Origin of the sequence: Amycolatopsis sp. NPDC051061, from assembly GCF_040682935.1 — a bacterium.
Lineage (GTDB): Bacteria > Actinomycetota > Actinomycetes > Mycobacteriales > Pseudonocardiaceae > Amycolatopsis.
The window spans coordinates 49,764-75,782 of record NZ_JBFBBZ010000003.1 but is presented as its reverse complement, the minus strand read 5'-3'; the positions used below and the strand labels follow the sequence as shown (position 1 = coordinate 75,782).

At 69.0% G+C, this 26,019-nt stretch carries 27 protein-coding genes and 1 pseudogene; 10 read left to right on the top strand and 18 right to left on the bottom strand.

Annotated features, from left to right (window positions below; translation table 11 throughout):
• Nucleotides 1-361: 361 nt before the first annotated feature.
• Nucleotides 362-670 (bottom strand): hypothetical protein, encoded by a 309-nt coding sequence (locus AB0N03_RS05085; RefSeq protein ID WP_364365595.1) that lies wholly within the window; start codon nt 668-670, stop codon nt 362-364.
• Nucleotides 671-2,231: 1,561 nt separating this feature from the next.
• On the bottom strand, nt 2,232-2,801 hold the full coding sequence (locus AB0N03_RS05080; RefSeq protein WP_364365592.1) for a TetR family transcriptional regulator: 570 nt from the start codon (nt 2,799-2,801) through the stop codon (nt 2,232-2,234).
• Nucleotides 2,802-2,884: 83 nt separating this feature from the next.
• Here AB0N03_RS05080 and AB0N03_RS05075 point away from each other — a divergent pair, with 83 nt between their 5' ends.
• The 3 genes from AB0N03_RS05075 (at nt 2,885) to AB0N03_RS05065 (ending at nt 5,257) form a co-directional block, all read left to right on the top strand.
• Complete coding sequence (locus tag AB0N03_RS05075) at nt 2,885-3,571, top strand: SDR family oxidoreductase (protein ID WP_364365590.1); 687 nt, start codon at nt 2,885-2,887, stop codon at nt 3,569-3,571.
• A 476-nt stretch (nt 3,572-4,047) separates the two neighbouring features.
• On the top strand, nt 4,048-4,668 hold the full coding sequence (locus tag AB0N03_RS05070) for a hypothetical protein (protein WP_364365587.1): 621 nt from the start codon (nt 4,048-4,050) through the stop codon (nt 4,666-4,668).
• A 40-nt stretch (nt 4,669-4,708) separates the two neighbouring features.
• Nucleotides 4,709-5,257, top strand: coding sequence for a hypothetical protein (locus AB0N03_RS05065; RefSeq protein ID WP_364365584.1), 549 nt, complete (start codon nt 4,709-4,711; stop codon nt 5,255-5,257).
• On the opposite strand, the gene AB0N03_RS05060 is transcribed toward AB0N03_RS05065, so the two are convergent.
• Both AB0N03_RS05060 and AB0N03_RS05055 read right to left on the bottom strand, forming a co-directional pair.
• The gene (locus AB0N03_RS05060) at nt 5,247-5,411 is read right to left on the bottom strand and encodes a hypothetical protein (protein ID WP_364365582.1); all 165 of its coding nucleotides are present in this window, start codon (nt 5,409-5,411) and stop codon (nt 5,247-5,249) included. The two genes, AB0N03_RS05065 and AB0N03_RS05060, sit on opposite strands and share 11 nt — an antisense overlap.
• A gap of 103 nt (nt 5,412-5,514) precedes the next feature.
• Nucleotides 5,515-6,183 (bottom strand): hypothetical protein, encoded by a 669-nt coding sequence (locus tag AB0N03_RS05055; protein WP_364365580.1) that lies wholly within the window; start codon nt 6,181-6,183, stop codon nt 5,515-5,517.
• A gap of 75 nt (nt 6,184-6,258) precedes the next feature.
• Between AB0N03_RS05055 and AB0N03_RS05050 the strand changes: the two are divergent.
• Nucleotides 6,259-6,624, top strand: a pseudogene (locus tag AB0N03_RS05050) (Mu transposase C-terminal domain-containing protein); the annotation flags it as partial.
• Here AB0N03_RS05050 and AB0N03_RS05045 read toward each other — a convergent pair.
• Nucleotides 6,597-7,235: a transposase gene (locus AB0N03_RS05045; protein WP_364366282.1), complete on the bottom strand. Its 639-nt coding sequence runs from the start codon at nt 7,233-7,235 to the stop codon at nt 6,597-6,599. The pseudogene AB0N03_RS05050 and the gene AB0N03_RS05045 sit on opposite strands and share 28 nt — an antisense overlap.
• A gap of 359 nt (nt 7,236-7,594) precedes the next feature.
• Between AB0N03_RS05045 and AB0N03_RS05040 the strand changes: the two genes are divergently transcribed.
• Both AB0N03_RS05040 and AB0N03_RS05035 read left to right on the top strand, forming a co-directional pair.
• A complete protein-coding gene (locus tag AB0N03_RS05040; protein WP_364365577.1) occupies nt 7,595-7,918 on the top strand; it encodes an MBL fold metallo-hydrolase in 324 nt (107 codons plus the stop codon).
• Nucleotides 7,915-8,421, top strand: a complete 507-nt coding sequence (locus tag AB0N03_RS05035) for an MBL fold metallo-hydrolase (protein ID WP_364366279.1) — start codon at nt 7,915-7,917, stop codon at nt 8,419-8,421. The genes AB0N03_RS05040 and AB0N03_RS05035 overlap by 4 nt, the downstream gene beginning before the upstream one ends.
• Before the next feature lie 240 nt (nt 8,422-8,661).
• Here the strand turns inward: AB0N03_RS05035 and AB0N03_RS05030 are convergent, their stop codons facing one another.
• A complete protein-coding gene (locus AB0N03_RS05030) occupies nt 8,662-9,993 on the bottom strand; it encodes a peptidase S8 (protein ID WP_364365574.1) in 1,332 nt (443 codons plus the stop codon).
• Between the two features lie 133 nt (nt 9,994-10,126).
• On the opposite strand from AB0N03_RS05030, the gene AB0N03_RS05025 reads away from it, so the two are divergent.
• Nucleotides 10,127-11,026 carry a hypothetical protein gene (locus AB0N03_RS05025; protein ID WP_364365571.1) on the top strand — a complete coding sequence of 300 codons (900 nt, stop codon included), beginning with the start codon at nt 10,127-10,129 and terminating at the stop codon, nt 11,024-11,026.
• On the top strand, nt 11,023-11,793 hold the full coding sequence (gene istB, locus AB0N03_RS05020; RefSeq protein ID WP_364365568.1) for an IS21-like element helper ATPase IstB: 771 nt from the start codon (nt 11,023-11,025) through the stop codon (nt 11,791-11,793). The genes AB0N03_RS05025 and istB overlap by 4 nt, the downstream gene beginning before the upstream one ends.
• Before the next feature lie 471 nt (nt 11,794-12,264).
• Here istB and AB0N03_RS05015 read toward each other — a convergent pair whose 3' ends face one another.
• The 7 genes from AB0N03_RS05015 to uppS form a co-directional block, all read right to left on the bottom strand.
• Nucleotides 12,265-12,483: a hypothetical protein gene (locus AB0N03_RS05015; RefSeq protein ID WP_364365565.1), complete on the bottom strand. Its 219-nt coding sequence runs from the start codon at nt 12,481-12,483 to the stop codon at nt 12,265-12,267.
• Nucleotides 12,480-13,157, bottom strand: coding sequence for a hypothetical protein (locus AB0N03_RS05010; RefSeq protein WP_364365563.1), 678 nt, complete (start codon nt 13,155-13,157; stop codon nt 12,480-12,482). The genes AB0N03_RS05015 and AB0N03_RS05010 overlap by 4 nt, the downstream gene beginning before the upstream one ends.
• A 285-nt stretch (nt 13,158-13,442) precedes the next feature.
• Nucleotides 13,443-14,120: a response regulator transcription factor gene (locus tag AB0N03_RS05005; RefSeq protein WP_364365561.1), complete on the bottom strand. Its 678-nt coding sequence runs from the start codon at nt 14,118-14,120 to the stop codon at nt 13,443-13,445.
• The gene (locus tag AB0N03_RS05000) at nt 14,117-15,412 is read right to left on the bottom strand and encodes a histidine kinase (protein WP_364365558.1); all 1,296 of its coding nucleotides are present in this window, start codon (nt 15,410-15,412) and stop codon (nt 14,117-14,119) included. Before AB0N03_RS05000 ends, AB0N03_RS05005 begins: the two co-directional genes overlap by 4 nt.
• Before the next feature lie 71 nt (nt 15,413-15,483).
• A complete protein-coding gene (locus tag AB0N03_RS04995; protein WP_364365555.1) occupies nt 15,484-16,317 on the bottom strand; it encodes an ABC transporter permease in 834 nt (277 codons plus the stop codon).
• Nucleotides 16,314-17,252, bottom strand: coding sequence for an ATP-binding cassette domain-containing protein (locus tag AB0N03_RS04990; protein WP_364365552.1), 939 nt, complete (start codon nt 17,250-17,252; stop codon nt 16,314-16,316). The genes AB0N03_RS04995 and AB0N03_RS04990 overlap by 4 nt, the downstream gene beginning before the upstream one ends.
• A 130-nt stretch (nt 17,253-17,382) precedes the next feature.
• A complete protein-coding gene (gene uppS / locus AB0N03_RS04985) occupies nt 17,383-18,090 on the bottom strand; it encodes a polyprenyl diphosphate synthase (protein WP_364365550.1) in 708 nt (235 codons plus the stop codon).
• A gap of 303 nt (nt 18,091-18,393) precedes the next feature.
• Between uppS and AB0N03_RS04980 the strand changes: the two genes are divergently transcribed.
• Complete coding sequence (locus AB0N03_RS04980; RefSeq protein ID WP_364365547.1) at nt 18,394-18,657, top strand: rhodanese-like domain-containing protein; 264 nt, start codon at nt 18,394-18,396, stop codon at nt 18,655-18,657.
• On the opposite strand, the gene AB0N03_RS04975 is transcribed toward AB0N03_RS04980, so the two are convergent.
• The 5 genes from AB0N03_RS04975 to AB0N03_RS04955 are packed head-to-tail and all read right to left on the bottom strand — an operon-like array spanning nt 18,600 to nt 24,637.
• On the bottom strand, nt 18,600-19,730 hold the full coding sequence (locus AB0N03_RS04975) for a glucuronyl hydrolase (protein WP_364365544.1): 1,131 nt from the start codon (nt 19,728-19,730) through the stop codon (nt 18,600-18,602). The two genes, AB0N03_RS04980 and AB0N03_RS04975, sit on opposite strands and share 58 nt — an antisense overlap.
• Nucleotides 19,727-20,971, bottom strand: a complete 1,245-nt coding sequence (locus AB0N03_RS04970) for a CaiB/BaiF CoA-transferase family protein (RefSeq protein WP_364365541.1) — start codon at nt 20,969-20,971, stop codon at nt 19,727-19,729. Before AB0N03_RS04970 ends, AB0N03_RS04975 begins: the two co-directional genes overlap by 4 nt.
• Nucleotides 20,968-22,110: an acyl-CoA dehydrogenase family protein gene (locus tag AB0N03_RS04965; RefSeq protein ID WP_364365538.1), complete on the bottom strand. Its 1,143-nt coding sequence runs from the start codon at nt 22,108-22,110 to the stop codon at nt 20,968-20,970. Before AB0N03_RS04965 ends, AB0N03_RS04970 begins: the two co-directional genes overlap by 4 nt.
• Nucleotides 22,107-23,297, bottom strand: a complete 1,191-nt coding sequence (locus AB0N03_RS04960; protein WP_364365536.1) for a CaiB/BaiF CoA-transferase family protein — start codon at nt 23,295-23,297, stop codon at nt 22,107-22,109. Before AB0N03_RS04960 ends, AB0N03_RS04965 begins: the two co-directional genes overlap by 4 nt.
• The gene (locus tag AB0N03_RS04955) at nt 23,294-24,637 is read right to left on the bottom strand and encodes an MFS transporter (RefSeq protein ID WP_364365533.1); all 1,344 of its coding nucleotides are present in this window, start codon (nt 24,635-24,637) and stop codon (nt 23,294-23,296) included. The genes AB0N03_RS04960 and AB0N03_RS04955 overlap by 4 nt, the downstream gene beginning before the upstream one ends.
• Nucleotides 24,638-24,717: 80 nt before the next feature.
• On the opposite strand from AB0N03_RS04955, the gene AB0N03_RS04950 reads away from it, so the two are divergent.
• Nucleotides 24,718-25,998 carry a helix-turn-helix domain-containing protein gene (locus AB0N03_RS04950; RefSeq protein WP_364365530.1) on the top strand — a complete coding sequence of 427 codons (1,281 nt, stop codon included), beginning with the start codon at nt 24,718-24,720 and terminating at the stop codon, nt 25,996-25,998.
• Nucleotides 25,999-26,019: the final 21 nt, after the last annotated feature.

The following is a 26,019-nucleotide window of genomic DNA, read 5'->3' as shown; positions in this document are numbered from 1 at the left end:
TGAGCAAGCGCACATTATGTAGTGAGGGCTTACGGACCTTTAGGCACGCGGGGAGGCAGCGGAACCGCGGGGAGTTCTCCCCGCGCTCCTCCCCGCCCGCCCTACCCGCCCGGGACCAGGACAGACCTGGAAATGGGGAGGACGGGGAGGCAGCACCTCCCGGAACCCGAAACCCCTTCGAAAACAGCGAACTGGGCGCTCTGTGGGAAACTCCCCGCCTTTCGCTGAGACCCTCCTCGGTTCCCGAGCCTGGGGGGGGCGCTGTACGGCCATCTCAGCGGCCTGCGAGAGCGCCTCGCACGCTGTCCTCTGGTCCAGCGTCTTCCCTGTTCATCAAGGGGACGTGACATCACATGGCCAGTTACCTCTGTAGCGGCATCTCGCGGTGCTTCCATGCCAGGTGGATCGCCGCCGATGCTCCCGGAGACAGTTGCTTGATTTCCTGGAGGCGTCTAATCGTACTTTCCTCAAATGGCAAACCCTTAGCCGGAACGGTACCCTCATCATTGGTGTCTACCGCATTTTTGAACATTTCATCATAATATAGATCAGGATCGATGACCACGATAGTTGGCAGGTCGCCAGTCAAAGTCAAAGTCAAAGTCAAAGAATCCAAGGGCAAGCCGAGAAAATGAACACGGATTTTATCCGACTCCAACGCATGATCCATCGAACGAAATGGCCCAATACTCGTAGTCGACCAACTTACCATCGGGCGTGTCAGTGAGGCTGAGGCGTGCTGATACCGATTTCCAGCGGAGCAAGACCGGATACCTTCGGCGACGGCTCAACCAACTGCCGTTCGCTGACCTTCGTCTCTCCTATAACCAGCGAGCGGCGACAACTGCCCAAACGTCCGCTTCTGCCGCTGGGCGCACAGTCAGGAACGCAGCGCTCATCAACTGCCGCGCGATAACCTGTTTCACTTTGGACAGCTGTCAGGCGTCCCAGCACCGGCAACGTGTGTGGTTCCCACACGAGGTAAGCGACACACGCGGAGCGCCCGGAGTGACGCGAAGGACCAACGACCTGCATGTGTGTCGAGTAGTGGCCTCACTTGATCGCGGGGAACATCAATGTGCGGTCAGAGCCCACGAACAAGTGCGGTCACAACTTGCGGACAAAATCAATAGACGGCCACTCGGGGCCTGGCCCCAGCCAGAGTCGAAAAAGACACCGTCCGCTGGAGTCGCGGGTTAGTCCGGTGAAACAACCTGTTCGACGGCGGCGTCCTGGGCGAGGACCAGATCGCCTCGCTGCGCCTGGCCACTGGTGAGCTGAAGCGCTCGAAGTTTGCCACCCGAACCGAGACGCGGGGATGCTCCGCCCGCACATGGCACGCCGCGTCGCCGTCTGCCTCGACGGCGTGGACACCGGCCGCACCGCCTATCTCGAGAACGGGTTCGATCCGCTCGGGCGGGGCGAGGTCTTCTAGCCGAGCGACGTTCGGGCCCGACACCACCAGGTCAATGGCGAGTCGGCCACGTCCATTGCCGTCCTCTCACGTTCGGCAGTGGAGCGTCGGCCTCGATGGCCTTCCTCGACTCACTCGCCGTGCCCACCTGCTCGCCGGCCGCTTCGCGTTCGCCAACGGGCCCGGCCGGACGGACCCGGGCTGCAGGATGACGTTCGCGCTGTCGTCCCCGCCGCAGCTGCTGAAACAGGCCTCTAAGAGAAGGACCTCGACCTCGTCCTCCCCTGGGTCTTGCGCGCCCTCCGCCGACGCTGAGGCCGGTAACCTCCCGGCTGGAAGCGCGCGTTCACCCCGCCCAGGGCGCAACGCTGGTCAAAGCAGCTCTCCGAGCAAGCAACGAACTCACGCTGCGGACGATGCCGGACGGTTCGATATGGCCGGCGGCGAGACCGCCATGGTTCACCTGTCCGCGGACGGAGGCAGCACTGGCGGACCAGGACCCGGCCAGCTTGCTCGAATTGTGCCTGGGTGACCTCGAGCCTGGGCAGTGGGCCGCGCGGTCGCTGCTGGCCCGGGCGGTATCCCACGTGCTGGCGCGGAGACCTGTCGGCGACCGGCTGACGATGCCCTATCTGCGTCCGTAGCCGAACATCCGCCTCGGCAGTGGACTTCAGCACGTCCGGCCCACCCGAGTGCAGCCGAGCCAAGCTGGGTTTCCGACAGGGCAATGTGACTAACGCGAACCGATCCCCATCTGGTTGCCCAGGACCACAGCCGGATCGGAGACCTGAGCACGGCCAGCAGGCGGCGGAAGGTCTCAAGCGTCGAGCAGGATGTGCCGCAGGACGCGGGCCAGGTGGGCGGTGAGTGCGGCCGCGGACAGCTCGGCGAGCGGCCCGGTTCGGGCGATGTACCGGTTGACCGTCACGCCGATCAGCTGCGCCCCGAGCATCGCGACGCGGACGGCGATGTCCTCGCCGTCGACGACTTCGCGATACGCCCGGATGCTGCTCTCCTCCATCGCGCTGTACAGCTTCGCCGCGGCCTGCTGGTCCGAAGCGATACTGCGCAGCAGGACCACCAGCGGGTCGGTGGCGGCGCCGGTCTCCATCCGCTCGACGTAGGCCTGCGCGACACGTTCGGGCAGCGTGCCCGGGTCGCCGTCGATCACCGCGTCGAGCTCCCGGTGCCCCGGCACTGCGGCGAGGAATAGCTGTTCCTTCGACCCGAACTGTCGCAGGACCAGGCCGTGGGTGACGCCGGCACGCGACGCGATTTCCCGGACCGTCGCCCGGGCGAACCCGCGTTCGCCGAAGCAGCTGCGGGCAGCGTCCAGGATGGCCTGGCGGTGCCCCTCGGGGTCACGGCGGTGTGGACGTCGGGTCATGCCGGCCAATTTACCAAGTGGTCAGCAAGCATCTATGCTCGTTAATGACCAAGTGGTCAACAAAACGGAGACGGAGACCCACCATGAGCACCACGATGATCATCGGCGGCACCGACGGGCTCGGCCGCTTCATCGCCGAGCGGCACGCGGACCAGGGCGGCACGGTGGTGATCGCCGGCCGCGACGCGGGCCGCGCCGAGGCGGTCGCGAAGGAGATCGGTCCCACCGCGACCGGCCTCGGCCTGGACCTCGCCCATCCGGAGACCATCGCCGCCTCGGCCGCGGGCGTCCCGCCACTCGACCACCTGGTGATCACCGCCAGCCACCAGCGTCCGAACACGCTGCAGGACTTCGACATCGCCGCCGCGATCACCGCGGCGACCACCAAGCTGGTCGGTTACACCGAAGCCGTCCGGGTGCTGAGAGAGCGCTTCACCCCGGAGGCGTCGGTCGTCCTCTTCGGCGGCCTGGCCAAGGAACGCCCCTACCCGGGCTCCACGGTCGTCACCACCATCAACAGCGCCGTCACCGGCCTGGTGAAGACCCTGGCCGTCGAGCTCGCACCGCACCGGGTCAACGCCCTGCACCCGGGCCTGGTCGGCGACAGCCCCCGATGGCGCGACGCCGACCTGGGGACGCAAGCCGACCGCACCCCGATCGGGCGCCTGGTCACCATGGCGGAGATCGCCGACGCCACGGACTTCCTGCTCCGCAACGGCGGGATGAACGGCCACGACCTCTTCGTCGACGGCGGCTTCCTCACCCGCTGACTGGGTCCGGCGGCACGACCGCCCCGCCCTTCATCACCGTGCTCGACGGTCCGCGCGGCGTGGCCGCGATCGTGCTTGCCGGGGCGATCCACCGGCACGCCAACTCCGTGCACTGCCGACCGAGTTGCTTCAGCCGCGGAAACCGTCCTCGGCGAGCAATTCCGGCGAAGTATTCGTATACTTCCAGGTGGCGTGACAAGAAAAAGAAACCCGGTCATTAGTCAACCATGCAGTTCACGAATTTTGCCCGCTATGGCCGATTATATCCGGCATGGAGTTTTTCTTACCCTCGCATGGCGGTATTGCCGGTGACTTGCCACCTGATTCACTGACAGGGCTCACGCATGGGGTACCAGGGGGTTGCTGAGCAAGGGGAGAAGACATCAAGAAGGACGTCGCGCCATCTGTGCCACAATCCCCGGCATCGTTTCACCCCGTGCCGATCGTCCCTGTCATGGGAAACTCGAGGGGATTCGATGAAATCGAGAATTTTTAGATCTGCGGTCGTATTCGTCGCCGCCGTTTCCGCGGTCGTCGTCGGCAGCGGTTTCGCGCAGGCCTCACCCGCGACGCCCGGCCGGTCGGCCCGGGTGCTGCCCGCGGGAGCCCGGACGGTCAAGATGACGGTGTCCGGGGTGAACCGGCAGGTGGCCGAGTCGCACGGCTTCAAGGTGGTGACCGCGCCGGACGGGACGCAGCACGCCGCGCCCACGCCGGCAGCGATCAACCCGGACGGCACTCCGTACTACTCGAAGAAGCACCCCCGCAACGTGGTCGAGGGCGACTGCGGGGACTCCTACCTCTGGATCCACGCGGTCGGGGGGTACGTTTCGGAGATCGAAACGGGCTTCGACCTCGACGACGCCGCCATCGGCTTCTACTGGCGGGTCAACCGCTCGGACCCGTACGGCTCGGACAGCAATTCCTGGGGCGGCGGCCTGGGACTGGACACGTCGTGGACGGGTGAATGGGACGTGCACGGCGGCGGCCCCGGGTGGGAAACCGCCGGCGTCGTCACGCCGGTGAGCGACGCGCTGCTGTGGGATGGTGACATCTGCACGAGCGGTGGCCCCGGCGACACCGAGTACATCGTCTGAGTGACATCCGCCTGAGCCCGAAAGGCAGCACGTGGTCTCGATGTCGAGCGCGCCGTGGACAGTCGTTCTCGGGTATTCGCACCCGCTGGCGTTCGCCCTGGCCGTTCGCGACGCGCTCGACATCCCGTGCGCGCAGGAAATCCCGCCCGCGGTTCGGCACCCGACGCTGACCACGCTGCCGGAGGTCACCGGCGAGCACGTTCCTGATCTGTGGCAGCAGTGGTGGGAAACCACTTTGTTCCTCACCCGGGAGGACGCGCCGTCGATACCACTTGTTCCGGCTGAGCCGCTGGCCCCGATCGTGGAAGACAACCTCCAGACGCTGCACCGCTGGAGTTCGGCTCACAAACGCGAAGTCGCGCAGGTGAGCAATCCGTTCCGCAATGCACCGAGAATGCGCGATGCGGTGCACGAGCACGAAAAGAGAGCCGGAATCCGCATCGGCGGTTTCCGGCTCCAGGTGACGGCCCTGCCGGTGACGGGATCGTTCTTCCACCCCACCACGAGCCACCACGTTCTGGTCAGCGTGGATCTGCTGGCGGATCGTGCGGAATACGTCCGCCGGGTCGTCGCCCACGTCACGTCTTGACGGTCGGCGGCGCGGTGTACGGGCCCGGAGAACCCGTCCACCGCGCGGTCAGGTGGTGTACCGCCAAGGTGACAACACCGGCGTCGGCGCACGAATCCAGCAGGTTCTCGACCCCTACGTCGCCGCCGGGAAGCCGCTGCCCGGCCACGAGCACGGCCCCAACCTGAAGTTCCTGGCCTGGCAGGCTGGCTGCCAGACCGCCGCGCTGAAAGGGCGAGCTGGCCGCCACCTGGCAAATCACGCCACGGCGGTCAACATCACACACGCGCACGCTCAGTCCCGATCAGCTCGCCGTGCAGCTGCAGGACGATTTCTGCGCGCGCACCCCGGACCTTCGACGACTGGAGGTCAAGTGGCAGGTGGTGGACCGGATGGTGGTCGGGCAGCACGCGTTCGGCTCGGCGGTCACCCGGCGCCAGACCGCCAACCGACCCTCCGGGCCGTTCACCGCGACGACCACCGCGCGGCCCGGTGAGCAGGTCCAGATCGACTCCACCCCGATCGACATCATGGTCCTGGCCGCCGACGGCGTCCAGGACCGCGCCGACCTCACCATCGCCGTCGACGTCGCCACCCGCACCATCTGCTCCGCGGTACTGCGCCCGGTCGGCACCAAGGCCGTCGACGCGGCCCTGCTGGCCAAGATGCCTGGTCCCGGAACCGATGCGACCCGGATGGGCGAACGCCTTACGGATGTCGGCCTCACGGCTGCCGTTCGAGCGACTGGTCAGCATCGACGCCCGGATGCGCGAAGCGGCGGCGCGGCCGGTCATCGTCCCCGAGCAGGTCGCCATCGACCACGGGAAGGTGTTCGTCTCCGACACCTTCAGCCGCGCCTGCGAACGGCTGGGCATCTCGATCCAAGCGGCCCGCAAAGACACCCCGACCGACAAGGCCGTCGTCGAGGCGACATTCTCGGCGATCAAGACCCTGTTCGCACAACACGTCGCCGGGTTCAAGGGCGCCAACACCCAGCAGCGCGGCCGCGCCGTCGCCGCCGAGTGGACGCTGGACGAGTTGCAAGATCTACTGGACGAGTGGCTGATCGTCGGCTGGGCCCACCGCCCACACACGACGCGCTGGGCGACCCGCACGCCCCACGGCGCAAGCTCACCCCGAACGACCGCTACACCGCGCTCGTCGCGATCGCCGGCTACCTGCCGCTCACCCTCAGCGGCACCGATTACCTCGAACTCCTGCCGGTGAAGTGGCGCGCGATCAACACCTACGGCATCCGGATCGACTACCGCACCTACGACTGCCCCGAGCTGGGTGACTACCGCCGCCAGCACTCCGGCCTGAGCGGCAAACGCGGGCTCTGGGAAATCCCCTACGACCCCTACGATCTGTCCCGGGTCTTCGTCCGCACTCCCGGCGGCTGGGTCACCGCGCCCTGGACCCACCAGGCAATGGTCACCGCGCCGTTCGCCGACTTCACCTGGCGCCACGCCCGCGGCCGCAGCGAGAACGAGGTCAGCGAGACCGACATCGCCCGCGCGCTGGACGAGCTGCTGACGCGCGCCGAGCACGGACCTGACCGCGCCGGCGCCCGGGTCGTCGCGCGCACCCGCACTGCAGCGGCCGCCCACCGGACCGAGCCGGCCGCCGACGCCGAGCCGGAGACCGCAACCGTGGACGCATCCGCGCTCGATGCGCAACCAGGCGCCGAGGTGATCCAGTTCGGCTTGTTCGACGCCGATGCCGAAGCCGAAAGGCGGCTATGACCAGCCTGCTGACCGACTCCGACGACGCGGACGGCCTCGTTCCCGACGAGCCCGTCACGCCAGCTGGCGATCCGGTGCCGGACATCGACATAGTCCCAAGTCGAGGACGTGACGAACTGTTGAAGCTGCTGGTGATCCACCCCGAGTCGCTTGGCCATCGGCTGCATCGACTTCCGCTTGCCGTCCAGCATCAGACCACGCAGATACAGCTCACCCTTCGCTCGCTGATCCGCCCGCGCCAACCCACCCAGCATCTCGCCGGCAAACGCCGCCAGCCGCGGACGGACCTGCTCCAACTCCTCCGGTTTCACTCCCACAGCAGGTCACACCAGTACCCTGACCAGCCACAACGACACACCTAACAAAGCACTACTAGCGCTCTGTCCAGGTAGGTTCGCCGGGTTGGTCAGGCGGCTGGGGTGAGGCGTTGCCCGCTCCAGCGGATGCCCTTCTCGCTGCGGACTGGTGCGCGTTCACGACGTTGGGCGGCGAGCACGTCGGGGTGTCGGGCGTTGGCGTTGCGCCATCGCAGATAGTTGTGCAGCCGCCGGGCCAGCACCGGGTGGTTCGGATGGTTCGATCCCGCGATGACGAAGGTGCGTAGCGGCCCGAAGTGCGCCTCTCGCCGGAGGGCCGCGCGGCCTTGGCCCCGGAGTTCCGCAATCCGGACGACGGCGCGTACCACTGCGCGATCCAGAGCTGGGTGCTGCGCAGCGAAGGACGCACCATCGTCATCGACACCGGTGCGGGCAACGACCGTGACCGTCCCCAGGTCCCGCAGTTCGACCACCTCGAGACGCCGTTCCTGGAGAACCTTCGCCGGGCGGGCGTCGAGCCCGAGGAAGTCGACCTGGTGGTGAACACCCACGTCCACTACGACCACGTCGGCTGGACAACGACGAGTGAGCACCGACGTTCCCCAACCCCCGCTACCTGATTCCCCGCGTCGACCGCGACTACTTCGACCCGGAGAACGAACACCGGCGCCCGCCGGCGCGCACCGACGCCGATCGCCTGCGCCGCCGGGGCAGCCACCTGGTCTTCGCCGACAGCGTCGCGCCGATCCTCGAGTCCGGCATCGCGACGATGTGGGAGGACAGCTACCGGATCGACGCCAACCTGATCCTCGCCCCGGCACCGGGACACACGCCCGGATCGTCGGTCCTCAAGCTGAGCTCGGGCACGGACCGGGCGCTGTTCGTCGGAGACCTCTTGCACAGCCCGGTCCAGGTGGCCGAGCCGGCGGCCAACAGCTGCTTCTGCGAAAACCAGGCCGAAGCACGGGCGACGCGCATCCGGCTGCTCGACGAGGCCGCCGGGACCGGGGCGCTCGTCGTGCCCGCGCACTTCCCCGGCCAGGGCGCCGCCGAGGTGCGCAAGGCCGGGGACAGCTATCAGCTGCACAGCTGGGCCGCCTTCGATCCGGTTCGGCCGGGATAGGCGGGCCAACCCGCTCGAGCCGTCACCGCTCACCGGCCGAGCAGGCCGGAGCAGCAGCTGGTCCACCGCTTCCGCCGGCTTGCCCGAATCTTGGCGGACAGCGCCGGCGCCGAAGCCCGCGACGACAGACGCGATGAGCGGCTGGTTCGCCAGGCTTGGTTTGTCCACCGCAGAAGACGCGAACCCTGGCTGAGCGGGGAACGGGGCGGATCGCCGGCCGCCCCGTTCCCCGGGACCGGATCAGAACCCGGACAGGCCGTTCGGCACGCCGACCCCGGTCGGCGCGTCCCAGCCCGGCTGCGCGACGCACAGCGCGGGCGTGGCCGCCGGGCAGACGTGCGCCGGAGCGTTCTGGCCCAGCGTCACGTCGGTGAACGCCCCAGCCGGCGCGGTGTACAGCGTGTTCGGCCCCAGCACCTGAGACGTGTGGCCACCTCGGGCGTACAGCCCCGAGACGAACGGCGACGAGGCACTCGTACCCCCGACGATGAGCCAGTTGAACGGCTGGCCGCTGAAGGGTGAGTACGAGTCGAAGACGGCGACGCCGGTGGCGGCGTCGGCGACCGCGGACACGTCGGAGGAAGCGCGGTGTCCGCCGCAACTGGCGCTGACCGCCGGCGGAGCGCCGATGGCGCCGGGCAGGTCGGTCTCGCAGCCGCTGCCGGCATCACTCCAGACGATGTCGGTGTACTTGCTGCCGCTTTGCAGCAGCGACGTGCCCCCGACCGAAACCACCCACGGCAGGTTCTGCGGCCAGCCGGTGTGCTGGTTGCCCTGGTAGCCCGAGTCACCGGAGGAGGCCAGGATCGCCATACCCGGGTGGAACAGGTCCAGGCCCGGCTTTCCGAACTCGACGTCGGAGTAGCCGGGGAACTGGTAGCTGATGCTGACCGCGTTCGCGCCCAGCCGGGCCGCGGTGTTCACCGCGTCACCGAAGTCGGCCATCGCGGCGTGGTCCTGAGCCGCGTCGCCGGCGATCGCGTCCTCGATGGGCACCTGCAGTTCGATCAGGTTGCAGGTGGGACAGGCCGCGGAGGCCATCTGCATGTCGAGCGCGGTTTCGAGGGCAACGTGCTCCTCGTAGATGACGCCCGGGATCTCGGTGGCCGGCGTCAGCGCGGGGCCGCCGTGCTGGTCCACGACCTTCAAGCAACCGCTCGCCGCGGTGCACGGAGGCAGGCCGTACTGCGTCCGGTAGGTGGCGAGGTCGGCCTCGAGGTTCGGGTACACCCCGGCGTCGATGATCGCGATGGTGCCCTTGGCGCCGGAGCCGGCATCGGGAAGGTGGTAGGCGGCCGCGAGGTCGTCGGCGCCGTAACCGACCGGAACGGTGGTCGAAAGCAGTGTCTCCGACCCTGGTGCGGTCGTCACCGCCTTGGCCTGGCAGAAAGCGCAGGACTCGATGGTGCTGTGTGACTTGAGGAGCGTCCCGTTGCGCACCTGCTCCCGCAAGGACTGCACCTGTGAGGTGACGGCGTGGGGATCGGCGGCCGCCTGAGCGACCGGAATGCACGCCATCGCGGCGACCAAGGCCGCGCCGAGCACGGCAGATCTGACGAAGGTTCTTGACACTTGTCCTCCTGATGGGGAAGAGCGACGAAGTAAAGCGGAAACGCAATCTCGCGTTCGCTCTTCACATGTGCCTGACGCTGGCGGACGTTGCATCAAATTCGCGCGAGATTCGCCGAGACCCACCGAAATTCGGGTGACCAATGCCATTTCGGAAAGCAATGGGCCAAAACGGCTCGAGGCGCCCGCGTTCCGGGACCCGGCGGGGTCGGCGCCCGGGCGGGCCGCGGAGCCGCCGTCAGCCGAGCCGCCGTCCGCGGCGGTCGCCCGGACGCTGCGGTACGACCTCGCGGACTTCACCGGCCGCAAGCCCGAGCTGGACAGCCTGCTGAGCCGGCTCGACGAGCCCGAGGGCAGAGGACCGCGGATCATCGCGATCGACGGGATGGGCGGCGTAGGGAAGACGTCGTTGGCCGTGCGCGCCGCACCCCTCGCCGACCGCTACCCGGACGGGCGGTTGTACCTCAACCTCCGCGGCTACACCGCGGGCGGACAGCCACTGTCGCCCCGCACCGCCACGGAAGCCCTGCTGGGCATGCTCGGGGTGGAGGCCGACCAGCTGCTGGACGACGCCGAGGCGCGGACCATGCTCTGGCGCACGACGACAGCGGAGAGCCGGCTGGTTCTCCTGCTGGAACAACGCTTCCGACGTCGGTCAGGTCTGGCCGCTGCTGCCGCTCAGCCCCGATGCGCTCGTGCTGATCACCAGCCGAGCGCGGCTGATCGACCTGGACGGCGCGCACTGGCTGTCGCTCGGCACGATGACCAGCGAGGACGGCGTCGCAATGGCCGCCAGAGTGCTGGGCAGCCGACGCAGGGAGGCCGAGGCGGTGGCCGAACTCGTCGAACTATGCGGCACCTGCCGCTGGCGATGCGAATCGCCCTGAGCCGGCTCGGCAACCGCCCGCGCTGGCCGATCAGGTACCTCGTGGACCGCATGAGCTACGAGTCACGCCGGCTGGACGAGCTCAAGTCCGGCGAGCGTGGGGTCGACCTGACGCTCCGGATCTCCTACGAAAATCCGCACCACAGATGAGTGAAGCCCGCCGCTACCAGCAACTGCGCGCGCACTTCTCCTACCTCAAACTCGACAACGCCGCCGAAGCCCTACCAAGGGTCCTCGACGAAGTCCGCCATGAGAACCTGTCCATGACCGCCGCGCTCGAGCGGCTGCTGGAGATCGAGGTCAACGCCACCGAAGCCCGCCGCCTCGCCGGCCGGTTGCGGTTCGCCTGCCTGCCGGATCCCTGGACGCTGTCGGACTTCGACTTCGCCGCGCAACCCGGGGTCGACGAGAAACTGATCCGGGACCTCGCGACACTGCGTTTCCTCGACGACGCATCAAACGTGTTGTTCGTCGGTCCGCCCGGAGTCGGGAAAACGATGCTGACTACCGCGCTGGCGCGCGGCGCGGCCGAGTCCGGGCACCGGGTCTACTTCACCACCGCCGCGGACCTCGCCGCCCGCTGCCACAAGGCCGCGGTCGAAGGCCGCTGGGCGACCTGCATGCGGTTCTTCGCCGGACCGAAGCTGCTGGTGATCGATGAGCTTGGCTACTTGCCGCTGCCGGGCGATGGTGCGTCGGCGTTGTTCCAGGTGATCAATCAGCGCTACCTGAAGTCGTCGACGATCTTGACGACAAACGTCGGGATTGCTGACTGGGCAACAGCGTTCGGTGACGCGACCGTCGCGGCGGCGATGCTGGACCGGTTGCTGCATCGGGCGACGGTGGTCGGCACGACGGTCCGTCTTACCGGCTGCGGTCTCATCAGTCCACATCGGACAAGCTGCGCAAGGCGGTGAACGCACATGTCTCCTGACCCGCGCGATCCGAACTACAACGCGACCAGCAAGACCTGCCCGATCTGCTGGGAAGCCTTCACCGCAAACGGCCGCCAAGCCAAGACCCGCCTCTATGCTCGCGGCAGTGCAAACGCACCGCCGCGGCCCGCCGCGAGGTCGAACGCACCAGCCACCCCAGCAGGCCGTTCGGCCCGCCACCAGCGATGGCCGTTCTGGCACCGCCACCTGCGCCACTGCCGCAGCCGGCCGCACAACGCGACTGCCCGCATTGCGGCGGCCCGGTCACCATCGTGGCTCTGCTCACCACCCCGGAAGCCGCCCGCCCACAGATGCCAGCCGCTGCACCCGACGGAGTGATCCCACTCCGTCGCTGACACGGTTAGGTTGCAGACCTCGGCTGGGGATTTTCAGGAAGCGCCTCTGGCCCACTTCGCAGAGCGCCATCAGTGCGGGAGGTGCAGCGTGGCGCTATCAGAGGCGGTGGCCGAGCTCACCGCGATACCCGGCTTCCGGACGGCCGCCCAGCTGACTGCCCCCAGCCCGGACACTCCCGAAGCGCTCGGCGGGACGCTTCCGGTCTCCCCCGCGCTGGCTGGTCTGCTGCAGGCAGGCGGGCTGCGCCGCGGGACCACCATCGCGGTCACCGGGTCGGCGGCGCTGGTCCTCGCGCTGCTCACTGAGGCGACTCAAGCCGGCTCGTGGGCCGCCGTCACCGGCATGCCTGACCTCGGTGTCGCCGCCGCCGCGGAACTCGGCGTCAAACTCGACCAGCTCGCGTTGATCCCCGACCCGGGCGCCGAACTCACCGCAGTCCTCTCGGCCCTGATCGACGGCTTCGACCTGGTCGTGCTCGGACCCGTCACACCCCACGGTGTGCAGCCGCAGCTCGCGCGCCGGCTGGCCGGACGGGTCCGCAACCGCGGCGCGGTCCTGCTGAGCGCCAGCCCGTGGCCCGGCGCCGACCTCCAACCGGCTTTCGCCCAAGCGGCGCGCAGGTCCACCAGGTAGGTCTGGACCTGCGCGCTGGGCTTGGTACCGCGGGCGAACGCCTTCATGTTCCCGGGCCCGGCGTTGTAGCCCAGGGCCAGCAGCTCGTCGGTCGTGTACTGACCGCTGTGTTTCGCGGGCAACTGGGCGGCCAGATCGTGCAGGTACCAGGCTTCGGCTTCGATGGCGAGATCAGGGTCGTCGGGCAGCTCCGTCCACTGCCGGGAGGCGAACGGCCGTCCGCGGCGGGTCTCGTCGAACGTCGCGCGGTGCATGTTCGCCACCCCGAACGCCGCGTCCGGCTTGAGGTTCTGCCAAGCCCGCTCGAGCTGCGGGTCGTGCGGTTTGTAGTCCTCGTTGTAGAGGATCGCCAGCACCAGCTGCGGATCGACGCCCGCCTCCCGGGCCCGCGCGACGACCTGTGGGCGAACTTCGCCGGGTCCGGGTTCGCAGTCGAGGCGGACGCCGTATCCGGCGGGCTCGGCGGTGGTGCGGCCGACGTCGTGGGGCGCCGCTCCCCGGGGTCGCCGCCGAGCACCCCGCCAGGGCGAGCGCGCCCACGACCACGAACACGAGATACGGCCGCATGGTACCCGCCTTTCCCTGCTTCTCAGCTGCCGTTCTTGTTGGCCTACAGCTCGGATCGACCGCGGGACGAGGGGTCAGCCCGGCGGATTCGGCCGGGTCAAGCCGAGGTCGTAAGCGAAGATCACCGCCTGGACGCGGTCCCTGGCGCCCACCTTCGCCAGCACCCGGCCGACGTGGGTCTTGACCGTGGATTCCGACAGCACCAGACGTTCGGCGATCTCGCCGTTGGTCCACCCGCTGCCGATGGCGACCAGGATTTCCTGCTCGCGTTCGGTCAAGCTCAGCCAGCGGGGATCGGTCCGGGACGGCGGATCGGCGCTGGCGTCCGGGAGCTTTTGGGCGTAGGTGTCGAGGAGCCGCCGGGTAAATGCCGGGGCGATGACGGCGTCGCCGCCCGCGACCGCCCTGATGCCGGCGAGCAGTTCTTCGGGGTGGGCGTCCTTGAGGAGGAACCCGCTCGCTCCGGCGCGCAACGCGGCGTAGGCGTACTCGTCCAGGTCGAAAGTGGTCAGGACCAGAACGCGGGACCGGCCGCCGGTGGCGAGGATCTGCCGGGTGGCTTCGATGCCGTCCATGCCGGGCATGCGGATGTCCATGAGGACGACGTCGGGCCGCAGTTCCGCGGTCCGGCGCACCGCTTCGGCCCCGTGCGCGGCTTCCCCGACGACTTCGGTGTCCGGCGTCGCGTCGAGCAGCATCCGGAAGCCGAACCGTTGCAGGGGCTGGTCGTCGACGATGAGCACGGTCGTCACAGTGCACCGCCGGGCGGCACCGAGATCGGGGTGAGATCCAGGATCGCCTGCACGACCCACCCGCCGCCGGCGGTGGGGCCGACGGTGACCGTGCCGCCGTACAGGGCCGCGCGTTCCCGCATCCCGGCGATCCCGTGCCCTTCCTCCGCGGGTGGATCGAGCGGCGCAGCGGCGTCGGGCGGTCCGGTGTCCTGGACGCGGATGCGCAGCGCCGGACCCTCGACGGCGATCAGGACGTCGACGCGGGTGCGCGGGCCGGCGTGCTTGAGCGTGTTGGTGAGCGCCTCCTGGACGATCCGGTAGGTCATCAGCTGCACCCCGCGATCGAGGGTGTCCAGCTCACCGGCGGACCGGAGGACGATCTCCGGTCCGGCGGCGCGGATCCTCGTGCACAATGCGTCGAGGTCGCCGATGCCCGGTTGCGGGTTCAGCTCCGGCGCGTCCGCCTTCTCCCGCAGGACACCCAGCATGCGCCGTAGCTCCCCCAGCGCCTGCCGCCCGGCGTCGCCGACCAGCTCGAGCGCCTGCTTGCTGCGTTCGGGGGTGACGTCGGCCGCGTAGGCGCCGCCGTCGGCCAGCGTGATGATGACCGACAGGTTGTGGCCGATGATGTCGTGCATCTCGCGGGCCATCCGGGTGCGTTCGGTGACGGCGGCCAGCCGGCTGCGCTGGTCCCGCTCGATCTCCAGCTGCCGCGCGCGATCGCGCAGGCTCGCCAGCTGGGCCCGGCGGATCCGGACGGCCAGCCCGAGCGCGACGGCCGCGGTGACGGCGGTGAGCAGGAAGAACAGCGCCTCCCAGAACGACACTGCGCGGGAGACCCGGGCCGCCACGGGGAGCAGGAGCGTGACCACCCCGGTGCACGCCCACGGCAGGTGCCGCAGCCGGCCGTGCAGGGTGACGCTGTAGAGCGCGACGAGCAGGGCGACGTCGGCGCGCAGGAAGACCCCGAGCGACCACTGGACGACGAACACCGCCGCGGTCAGGGCCAGCGCGACCGAGGGGGCCCGGCGCCGCCAGAACAGCGGCAGCAGCAGACCGGCCTGCAGCGCGAGGGTGCCGGCCGTCGGCAGTTGGGTGAACGCGAGCCGCAGCTCGTCGGGACCGGGCCCGTCGTCGTGCTGGACCAGGTCCGGCACGCAGAACAGCAGGAACAGCGCGGCGACCACCGCCAGGTCCAGAACCCACGGGTGGCGCCGGTCGGACTGCCGCAACCGCGGGCCGTACGAGGTGAGGCGCGCGACCAGCGGGGATCCGGTCCACGACGGCACCGCGGCTGGGTCGTCGGGCACGGGCGTCACCTGCTCATCGTTGCGGAAACCGCCGGCGCGGCACCAGGGGGCCGCGCCGGCGGAGGGCGTCGTCAGGCGTCTGACCGCGCGAGCCGGTAGGCGGCGCCGCCCAGCACGAGGACCGTCCAGCCGACGAAGACCAGCATCCCGGCCGTCGGCGCCAGCGTGGTCGCGTCGTGGGTCAGCGCGAACATCGCCTGCCCGGCGTTGCTGGGCAGGTACGGGCTGAGGTCGCCCTGCCACGACTTCGGCAACAGCGAGACCAGGCCCGGGATCAGCATCAGCGCGCCGACGAGGACCGAGATGCCCCCGGCGACCGAGCGCAGGAGCGCACCGAGCGCCACCCCGATCACCCCGACCAGGCCCAGGTAGAGGCCGGTGCCCAGCAGGCTGCGCAGCACACCCGGGTCCGAAAGGGACATCGCCGCGGGCGTCCCGGCCACGATGGCGTTGCCGAAGACGAAGGCGAGGAACGCGCCGACCGTGCCGACGAGCAGGGCGACGACGCCGAACACGGCCGACTTGGACCACAGCACCGGCAGCCGGCGCGGGACGCCGGTCAAGGTCGAGCGGATCATGCCGGTGGAGTACTCGCCGGCGGTCACCAGCACGCCGAGCACACCCAGCGCCAGCTGCGCGAAGTTCGTGCCGAACAGCGACAGGCTCAGGGCGGTCGCCTGCGCGAAGTCCGGGTCCAGCGGCTGGCCGGAGCTGATGTTCGACTTGTACCGCGCGGCGGAGATCAGCCCGAAGGCGACCAGGAACACCAGGCCGAGGCCCAGGGTGATCCAGGTGGAGCGCAGGGACCACAGTTTGGTCCACTCCGAGCGCAGGACGTGACGCCCGGTCACCCGGTAGACCGGGCGGACGGTGCGGGCGGGGGCTTCCGGGGCCAAGGTGGTCATGCCGCCCTCCCGAGCGCGTCGATGCCGGTGGTGACGCCGTGGTATTCGACGGCGTCGCGGGTCAGGTCCATGAAGGCTTCTTCGAGGGAGACAGTCCGGGCGGACAGCTCGAACAGGGCGATGCCGTGTTCGGCGGCCTTGGTACCGATGGCGCGCGCCGAGAGGCCCTTCACCTGCAGCTCCTCGGAACCGGTGCGGCCCGCAATCTCGACGCCGGGACCGGCCAGGACCTCGCGCAGGCGCGCGGGGTCCGCGGTGGCTACCTGGACGGTGTCGCCGCCGGCGTCCCGGACGAGGTCGTGCACGGTGGTGTCGGCGAGCAGGCGGCCCCGGCCGACGACGATGAGGTGCTCCGCGACCAGCGCCACCTCGCTCATCAGGTGCGACGAGACGAACACGGTGCGGCCGTCGGCCGCGAGCCCGCTGAGCAGGTTGCGGATCCAGAGGACACCTTCGGGGTCCAGGCCGTTGACCGGCTCGTCGAGCATGATGGTGGCCGGGTCGCCGAGCAGGGCCGCGGCGATCCCGAGCCGCTGGCCCATGCCGAGGGAGAAGCTCCCCGCGCGCTTCTTCGCCACCGATTGCAGCCCGGTCATTTCGATCACTTCGTCGACCCGCCGCCGCGGGATCCCGTGGGTCTGGGCCTGGGCGAGCAGGTGGTCGAACGCCGACCGTCCGCTGTGGACCGACTTCGCTTCGAGCAGGACCCCGACCTCCCGCAGCGGCGAGCTGTGCTCGGCGTAGCGGCGGCCGTTGACCTTGACCGAGCCGCTGGTCGGCGCGTCCAGTCCGACGATCATCCGCATTGTGGTGGACTTGCCCGCGCCGTTGGGCCCCAGGAACCCGGTGACGGCGCCCGGCCGGACGGTGAAGTCCAGGTGGTCGACCGCTGTCTTTTCCCCGTACCGCTTGGTCAGCTGGTGTGCCTCGATCATCGTTCATCCCCTGGATCCGCGGACCGGTCGCCCCGGCCCGTTCTCCCTCAACGATAGGAGGGGACTCGGGCCGCTTCGTGGTACCGCGGGAGGCAATCCGGCGCGGCGCGTAGTACCGCGGTACGACAGGTCACCGCCGGCGTTGCCGCCCGGCGTAGTTGCGCAGGGCGCGGAGGAAGTCGATCTCGCGGAAGGTCGGCCAGTAGGCGTCGCAAAAGTGCAGTTTCGCGTAGGCGCTTTGCCAGAGCAGGAAGTTCGACAGGCGCTGCTCGCCACTGGTGTGGATGATCAGGCCGGGTTCCGGGTGCTCCGGCGCGTACAGGTGCGCGGCGACGTCGTCGACGGTCAGGGTGTCCGCAACTTCGGCGAGCGTGCTGCCGGAGGTCGCGCGCTCGATGAGGAGGTCGCGCAAGCCGTCGACGATCTCCTGGCGGCCGCCGTACCCGATCGCCAGGGTGACGTGGGCGCCGGTCGGGCAGTCCCGCGTGGCTTCGGCGGCGTGTTTCAGCGCACGTGCCGTGCCGGCGGGCAGCAGGTCGACCGCACCGGCCACGTGGACTCGCCACCGTGCGCCCGGCCGGGCCAGCCGGTCGGTGGCCAGCCGTTCGACAACGTCCATGAGGAACGCCACTTCGCCGTCGGCGCGGTTGGTCAGGTTTTCGGTGGAGCACAGGAAGACCGTGACGTAGCGGATGCCCAGGGATGGCCGAGACTGGGGTTGGCCATGCCCTGTTGCCGGGCCCAGCGCCGATTGCCGTCCATGATCAGGCCGACGTGGTCCTTCGCCCTCCGCAGCTCCATTAACCAGGAATCGTCCTGTAGGCCAGCGAATGGACACCCCCAGTGACAAGATTCTTTTGCTGGCGCGAGAAAGCCCTGCTCACAGGCTCCCATGACGCACCACATGGATGTACTCGTAAGTGTTTGACAGCCGTGTCGTGAGCGCGGTCCGCAACATCCTGGCTGGGTTCGGCGACGTTGAGGGCATGACCGACAACACCACTCCGCCCTCCCCTCCCATCGGCGTTCCCGCGCCTGCCGCGCCGATGCGGGTGGTGCGGTTGCGGGAGTTGTCGTCGAAGACTATGCGGCCGACCGAGACCGTGATCGCGGTGCTGACCGCGGGCGCGGTGGTGGTGTTGTGGTCGAAGGTTCGGTACACATCCCGTTGGCCGAGTTGCCCGGCCGTACCGGCGAAATCCCGCACGACCGTCCCGTCGTGCTGCAGTGCGCGGGCGGACACCGCTCCTCGATCGCCGCCTGCGTCCTGCGACGCGCGGACCACCCCGATGTGTCCGACCTCCTCGGCGGCTATGCCGCGTGGCTCCGCCACGAGGAAGAACAGCGTCATACCGCGAGCGGGTCCAGCTCGCCCGCCAGCACGGACAGCGCCTCGGTCAAGTAATAATCCCCCCAGACCAGCTCGTGGTCGGTGGCCAGCCCGATGAGTTTGTTGTAACACCCATGCCCCAGTACCCCGATCGAGGTGGGCAATACCGGCACCGGGCGCACGTAACCGTCGACGAGTGCGTGCACCGTGCGCTGCGCGAACAGGCGGTAGGCCTCGCTGTCGGGTACGAGTCCGGCCAGCTTGAGCAGTGCGGCCGCCGCGATCGCCGTCGACGACGTGTCGCGGAGAGTGCCGGGGATAGCCGGATCATCGAAGTCCCAGTAGGCCACCAGGTCGTCCGGGATCTTCGCGATCCACCAATCGGCGACGACGATCGCGGCGTCCAACAGCACCGGCCGACCGGGCAAGCGGTGCGCTGCCATCGTGAAGGCCAGCATCGCCCACGCCTGGGCGCGTGCCCAAGTGCTTTCGGCTGAGTAACCCTTGTGGCTGTATCGCCGGACGACCGCACCTGTGCCGGCATCGACAGTCCCGGACTGGCAGACCGAACCGTCAGGACGCACACAGATCTCGATGTGCCGGAGTGCGTGCGAGACGGCCGCTTCGGCCATCGCCGGGTCGCCGATGCGATCGGCGACCGTGGCAAGCAGGGAAACGACCGCCCCGACGGCGTCGATGCTGGTCTCCGTGTCGCCGACGCTGTGCGCTTCCTCCGCGGCCGTTCCGAGCGGAACGATGCCCGACGCCGGGTTGTACGCCGTCATCAGACCCTTCGCTCCGCGGATCGCGCGCTTCCACGCGCCGTCGTCGCCAAGGAGCCGACCGCCCAGCAAAGCGCCATAGTGGAAGAGAAAGCCGCGGAACACAGTCGGCGAGTCCTCGCGTCCGTCGAGGCGCGCGGAGTACTCGCGGGCGGCGTTCAGGAACCGCTCGTCCTGCGAGGCCGCGAGCCACAACTGTCCGACGAAGTGACCGCCGGTCCAATCGCCGTCCGGTGTGGTGGTCCACTCCCCGGTACGCGGATCCGCGAAGTGCGGCAGCCCCGGCAGCCGGGCATCGAGGGTTTGTTCCAACCGCGCGAGCATGAGTGCGCGAGCGGTGGCGATCTTGTCTGTTCCAGTGGTCATTCCGGGTATCCCGACGCGCAGTGGTGGACCTCATGAGTGGCTCGGCGCGGCTCGCTCGTGTGGATCACACCGTCCGCGACCAACGCCTCGATTTCACCGGTGGAGAAACCGATTTCTGCGAGGACTTCCCCGGTGTCCTGTCCCAGCGCGGGGACCTCACGGCGCACGTCACCCGGACTTCGTGAAAGCCTGACGGGGTAGCCGACCACTCGTGCCGGCTTCTCTCCCGCGACCGCGACTTCCACCAGCAGGTCGTTCGCCGCGACCTGCGGCTGCTGCAACGCTTCGGCCAGGCTCAGCTGCTGTGCACACAGGAGGTCGACGCTTTCGAAACGCGCCATCACTTCGTCCGTGCTCAGCTCAGCGACCACGGGAGCCAGGACGGCATTGGCGACATCGCGGTTTCGCGCCTGCAGCTCGGTGGTCGCCAGCTCCGGGCGGGTACTGAGGTCGGCGACGTCCAACGCAGCGCACAGCAAGCGGACGGCGTTGTCACGGAACAGGCCGACCACGGTGACGACGCCGTCGGTGGTGGCGAAAGTGCCGCTGTACCACTGGGTGACCCAGTTGAGCTCGGCACCGTACATGGTGTGTGCTGCGGCCTCCATCATCTGCATGGCGAGCGCCGTGTCCAGGAGGTTGACGCTGACCTGCTGGCCCCGGCCCGAACGTTCCCGCTCGAAAAGCGCCGCAAGAACGCCCTGGACCAGGCCGGCACCCGAGGCGTAGTCGACCTGGGCGGTCGGGTTGAGGTACGAGCTCAGCCGGGCGTCGCCCACCGCTCGTGCCAGGCCGCTGACCGTCTGCGCGAGCATGTCCTGTCCGGGTTTGTGGGCCAACGGCCCCGTGTCGCCGAAGCCTGACGCGCTGGCGTACACCAGCCGTGGATACCGGTCGGCGAGGTCCTCATAGGACAGGCCGAGCCTGCGGACCGCAGCGGGACGGTAGTTGTGCACCAGCACGTCCGCTCTTGCGAGGAGCCGGTGCAGGATCTTGATCCCTTCGGGGGACTTCAAGTCGACACTGATGCTGCGCTTGTTGCGGTTGAGGGCCACGAAGTAGGCCGAAATTCGGCCTTGACCGGCCGCCTGCTGATCGAGTGTGCGCATCATGTCGCCGCGGAGCCCGCGCTCGATCTTGACGACGTCGGCGCCGAGATCGCCCAGCGTCTGTCCGGCGAGCGGCCCCTGCATGACTTCGCACAGTTCGACGACCCGGACGCCCTCGAGCGCGCGGCTCACGCCACACCCGCCCGGGCATACGCGGCCTTGGCCACCAGCAGGCGCTGGATCTGGTTGGTCCCCTCGTAGATCTGGGTGATCTTCGCATCGCGCATCATGCGCTCGACCGGGTAGTCGCGCGTGAATCCGTAGCCGCCGAAGAGCTGGACGGCGTCCGTCGTCACCGACATGGCGTTGTCGCTGCACAGCAGTTTCGCCATCGATGCCCGCGCCCGGGCGTCGGGGTGACCGGCCTCGATGAGTGCAACGGCTTCGTACAGCAGGGCACGGGCGGAAGCCAGCCGGACCGCCATGTCCGCGACCATTCCCCGGACCATCTGAAAACGTGAGATGGACTGGCCGAACTGGGAGCGCTCGGACGTGTACGCGACAGCCGCGTCGAACGCGCCCTGCGCGACACCCAAGGCCTGCGCCGCGATGAGCGCCCGGCTGCCGTTGAGCTCGGCCATGATGTACCGGTAGCCCTGGAACGGGTCGCCGACGACGCGGAGATCCGGGACGAAGCAGCCGTCGAGGAGCACGTCCGCGGTGGGGCTGCCCCGGAGTCCCATCTTCCGTTCGTGTGGCCCGAAGGACAGCCCGGGGTCATCACGGTGGACGATGAAAACACCGTGCTGGGAGTCGCCGGTCTTCGCCAGGACCGCGTACCAGTCGCCCCACGGGGCGTTGCTGATGAACCGCTTCCGGCCGGTGAGGGTCCAGCCCCCGTCGGCCTTGATCGCGGTGCTGGCGAGCCCGGCGACGTCCGAGCCCGCGGTCGGCTCGGTCAAGCACCAGCCCGCGCCGACCCGTCCGGCCGCGACTTCGGGGACCACCAGTTTCTGCAGTTCGTCCGAGCCCTCGGAAAGGATCGTGCACGTTCCGGCCCAGTTCACCAGCAGGACGTGTGACGTCGTCATGCAGGCCGCGGCGATCTCCTCGACCGCGATCACCTGGGAAAGCAGGTCGGCTCCGGACCCGCCCAGGTGCTCGGGGTGGGCGAGCCCGGCCAGGTCGGCGTCCACAATCGCTTTCCACGCTTCGTCGGGAAAGCGTTCCTTCTCATCGACATCCGCGGCGTGAAGCGCGATCCGGTCTGCCGCGAGCTTGTGGACGCTGGCCCGGAAGTCGACGTGAACCTCGGACAATGGGTTGTTCATGACTCAGCAGTTCCTTTCCGCGGTCGGGTTTCGGCATGGTCGGTGATCGGCGGCCAGCTCAGGTCGCCTCCCTCGCCGCCGGGCCGGGCGTTGACGCTCGTCGCCTCGGCCACGGTCAGGCCGAAGCGCACGAGGGCCGCGATTGTTACTTCCGGGGCCGGATCCTGGCCGGGGACGGCGGCCGTGCGTGAGAAGCGGGGCACCGCCGGCACCTGGTCGAGCGCGAATTCCGGGTGTCGCGCCGCTACGTGCGGGCTTGCCGCCAGTTCGTGCGGCTCCAGCACCGGCGTCACACAAGCATCACTTTCCGCGAACTGGTCCGCCCACGCGTCCCGGGTCCTGCCGAGAAAGGTCTTCTCGAGGGTCTTGGTCAGGGCATCGGATCCGCGCGGGTCGAGGTGGTCGGGAACGTCTTCGGGCTCACCCAATCCGAGTCCGGACCACAGCTCCGCGAAGAACTTCGGCTCCAGCGCACCCACGGCGACATAACGGCCATCAGCGCATTCGTAGGTGCGGTACGACGGCATGGTCCCGGTGAGCAAGCCTTCGCCCCGGCGTGGCAAGGTCGGCGTGCCCCAGTCCGCGAAGGGCATGGCCATCATCGACAGGACTCCGTCGACCATCGCGGCGTCCACGTGCTGACCCGAGCCGGACCGTTCCCGCTCGAACAGCGCCGCCAGGATGCCGAACGCGGCGAGCAGGCCACCTCCGCCGAAGTCGGCGAGCAGGTTCAGCGGCGGGTTCGGCGGCGTTTGGGCGGTTCCGAAGGTCCCCAGTGCCCCGGCGACGGCGAGGTAGTTGATGTCGTGTCCGGCGCGGAGCGCGAGCGGCCCGTTCTGCCCGTAGCCGGTCAGGCTGCAGGAGACCACCCGCGGGTTGATCCGGCTGAGCCGGGCGTGGTCGACGCCGAGGCGCGCGGCCACCCCCGGTCGGAAGCTCTCGAGCACGACATCGGTGGTGGCGGCCATCCGGTCGAACAACGCGCGATCCGCTTCGGACTTGAGGTCGAGGTCGATCGCGTGTTTGCCCCGGCGGAGCACCGGAATCGGCGCACCCGTCCGCCCACCGCCGATCGTGATCACCTCGGCGCCCAAATCGGCCAGGAGCATGCTGCAGTAGGGCCCCGGCGCCAGCCGGCTCAGGTCGAGCACCCGGATACCGTCCAGGACGCGGGGGGCGCCGGTCATGAGAGCAGCTCCGCACGGGAGCGCAGGGCGATAGCGCTGGCGAGGCTGACGAGTGCCACCGCGGCCACGAGGATTCCGACCGCGAACACGCCGTACGCGGCCGAAAGCGCGGCAGCGGCGAGCGGGACGACCGCGCCGCCGAGCAGCCCACCGAGGTTGTAAGCGATCCCAGCGCCGGTGTACCGGCACTCCGTCGCGAAGAGCTCGGGCAGGTAGGCACCGATCGGTCCGTAGGCGATGCCGTACACGCCGAGCATCGCGGCGACCGTGACGCCGAAGGCCAAGCCGCTCCCGCCGCCCAGCCAGGCGAACAGGACGAGAACCAGCGGAACCGCGGCGACGAACCCGGTGATGATCGTGCGACGACGGCCGAACCGGTCAGAGAGCACCCCTGCCGCGATCGTGGTCAACGCGAGGACGACGCCCGCCGCGATTCCCAGCTCCAGCACCGTAGCCCGGCTCAAGCCCGGACCGGTGGCCGATGTCCCGAATGACGTGAGATAGGCGGTGGCAACGTAGAAGAGAGCGAAGAGAACTGTCAGCACGCCTCCGCCGAGGAGGACTTGGCGCCATTGGGTTCGCAGCACCACGCGTACCGGCGCGGGGGCCGGCCGCGCATCGGCGGTGGCGAGCTCGGCCTGATGCCTGCGGAATGCCGGAGTCTCGGCCACAGCTGTCCGCACGTACAACCCGATGAGCACGAGGACGGCACTGCTCAGGAACGGGATCCGCCATCCGTAGGCGAGGAACGCGTCGCTGCCGGCGCCGATCACCACGTCCACCAGGAGAAAAGTCCCGCTGGCGAGGATGAATCCCAAGGCGGGGCCCAGCTGCGGGAAAACCGCGTAGCGCCCTCGTTGCCGTTCGGGGGCGTACTCGGCCGCGAGCAGCGCTGCACCGGCCCACTCCCCGCCCACCGCGAACCCCTGCAGGAACCGAAGCACCGTCAGGGCTATCGGCGCCGCGGGCCCGATCGACGCCGCCGACGGCAACAACCCGATCAGCACGGTGGCCACACCCATCAGCAGAAGGGTCACGACCAGGATGTTCTTACGCCCGAATCGGTCCCCGAAATGGCCGCAGACAAGGGCGCCCACCGGTCTCGCGACGAACGCGACACCCAATGTCGCGAACGAAGCCAGCGGCCCGGAGACCGCACCGAGTGCGGGGAAGAAGACCTTGGGGAAGACCAGAGCCGCCGCTGTGCCGTAGACGAAGAAGTCGTAGAACTCGATCGTGGTGCCGGCACAACTGGCCACCGCGACCCGAGCGAGCGACGCCTCCGCCGGGGCTTCGGCCCCGTGCTTTCGCCGGCGTATCGCCGCCACCTTGCCGATCATCGCTCATCTCCTTTGACGAGGTCTGTCAATGTCCGACGTGACAACCGGATCCAGTCACGCGTTCGACAGGATCACGGTATGTGCAGGTGGCAGCCAAGAACCATGTTTACCGACCTGACGTTCGACGGGCGGAGTTGTGTCTCCGCACAACCAGTGTGATGCTGTTCGCTGTCTCGGAGCACGACCGGGAGGATCCGATGGGCAAGATTTCCGGCACAGGCGGACCCCGCGACACGGGCACGTTCGCGCACGGCCTGCGAGAACAGGCCGACCAGCTGGCGGCCGGCATCGCGGAAGCGATCCGCGACGGGGTGCCGAGCTACACGAAGGTCGAACCTGCGTCTTTGCGCCGTTCGCTCGTTCAGCACATCGAGACCGCGGCGGCGTCACTGGTGGCCGGCCGGGTACCGGACCATGTGCCTGACGTGGCGGTCGCGGCGGAACGCGCCCGGGCGGGGATCCCGATCGAGCAGGTCCTCCTCGCCATCCGGATGTCGTTCCAGCGGCTGCGCGAGTTCGTCGTCGAGACAGCCGGGTCCCGGCACATCCCGCCGGAATCACAACTCGAGGCAGTGCGCATCCTCTGGGAGGTCAACGACCTGGTCAGCCGCGAATACGCCGTCGCCCACCGCAACGAGGACCTCGACATGGCACGCACGGCCGAGAGCAGGCGGGCCGAATTGGTCCGCCGGCTGCTTCAGGAAGGTGCCCACGGCCCGGACATGGTCCTGCGTGCGGGATCGTTCGGTCTTGTCACGGGTCGCCGGTACCGTACGTTCCGGGCCCGCCCGACCGGAAACACTCTGGTGTCGGCGACGCTGAACGACGTCCTCCGCTGGGCCGAGGAACACCGCCTCGAGCCAGTGGGTGCGATCGTCGACGGCGACGCCGCCGGAATGCTCAACGACAGCACCCTGCCGCTCGGCGGTCCGGTGCTCGGCGTCGGTCCCGCCGTGGAACTGCCCGAGCTGTCCGGCTCGTTCCGCTTGGCGACCCAGGCCCTGGACGTCGCCGGCCAATTCGACCGCCCGGGACCGCAGACCCTGGAACGACTGTCCCTGCGCGTCGCCGTCGCCGCGGAGAGCCACGTCGGCGACATGCTCGTGGAGAAGATCCTGGGGCCGCTTCAGGCGCAGGGCGATTTCGGCGTTGAACTCATCGTGAGCCTCGACGCGTTCCTCTCGGCCGGCATGAACACGGCGTCGGCCGCCCAGCGGCTGACGATCCATCCCAACACCCTGCGCTACCGGATCAATCAGGTGAAGCAGCTGTCGCGCTTGTCCCTGCAGTCGGCCGAGGAAATCAGCGAGGTGTGGTGGGCGCTCCGCCGTCGCGAATGGCTCTCGAGGACCGGCGGATGAGCTATCCCCTCCGCGCGTGAG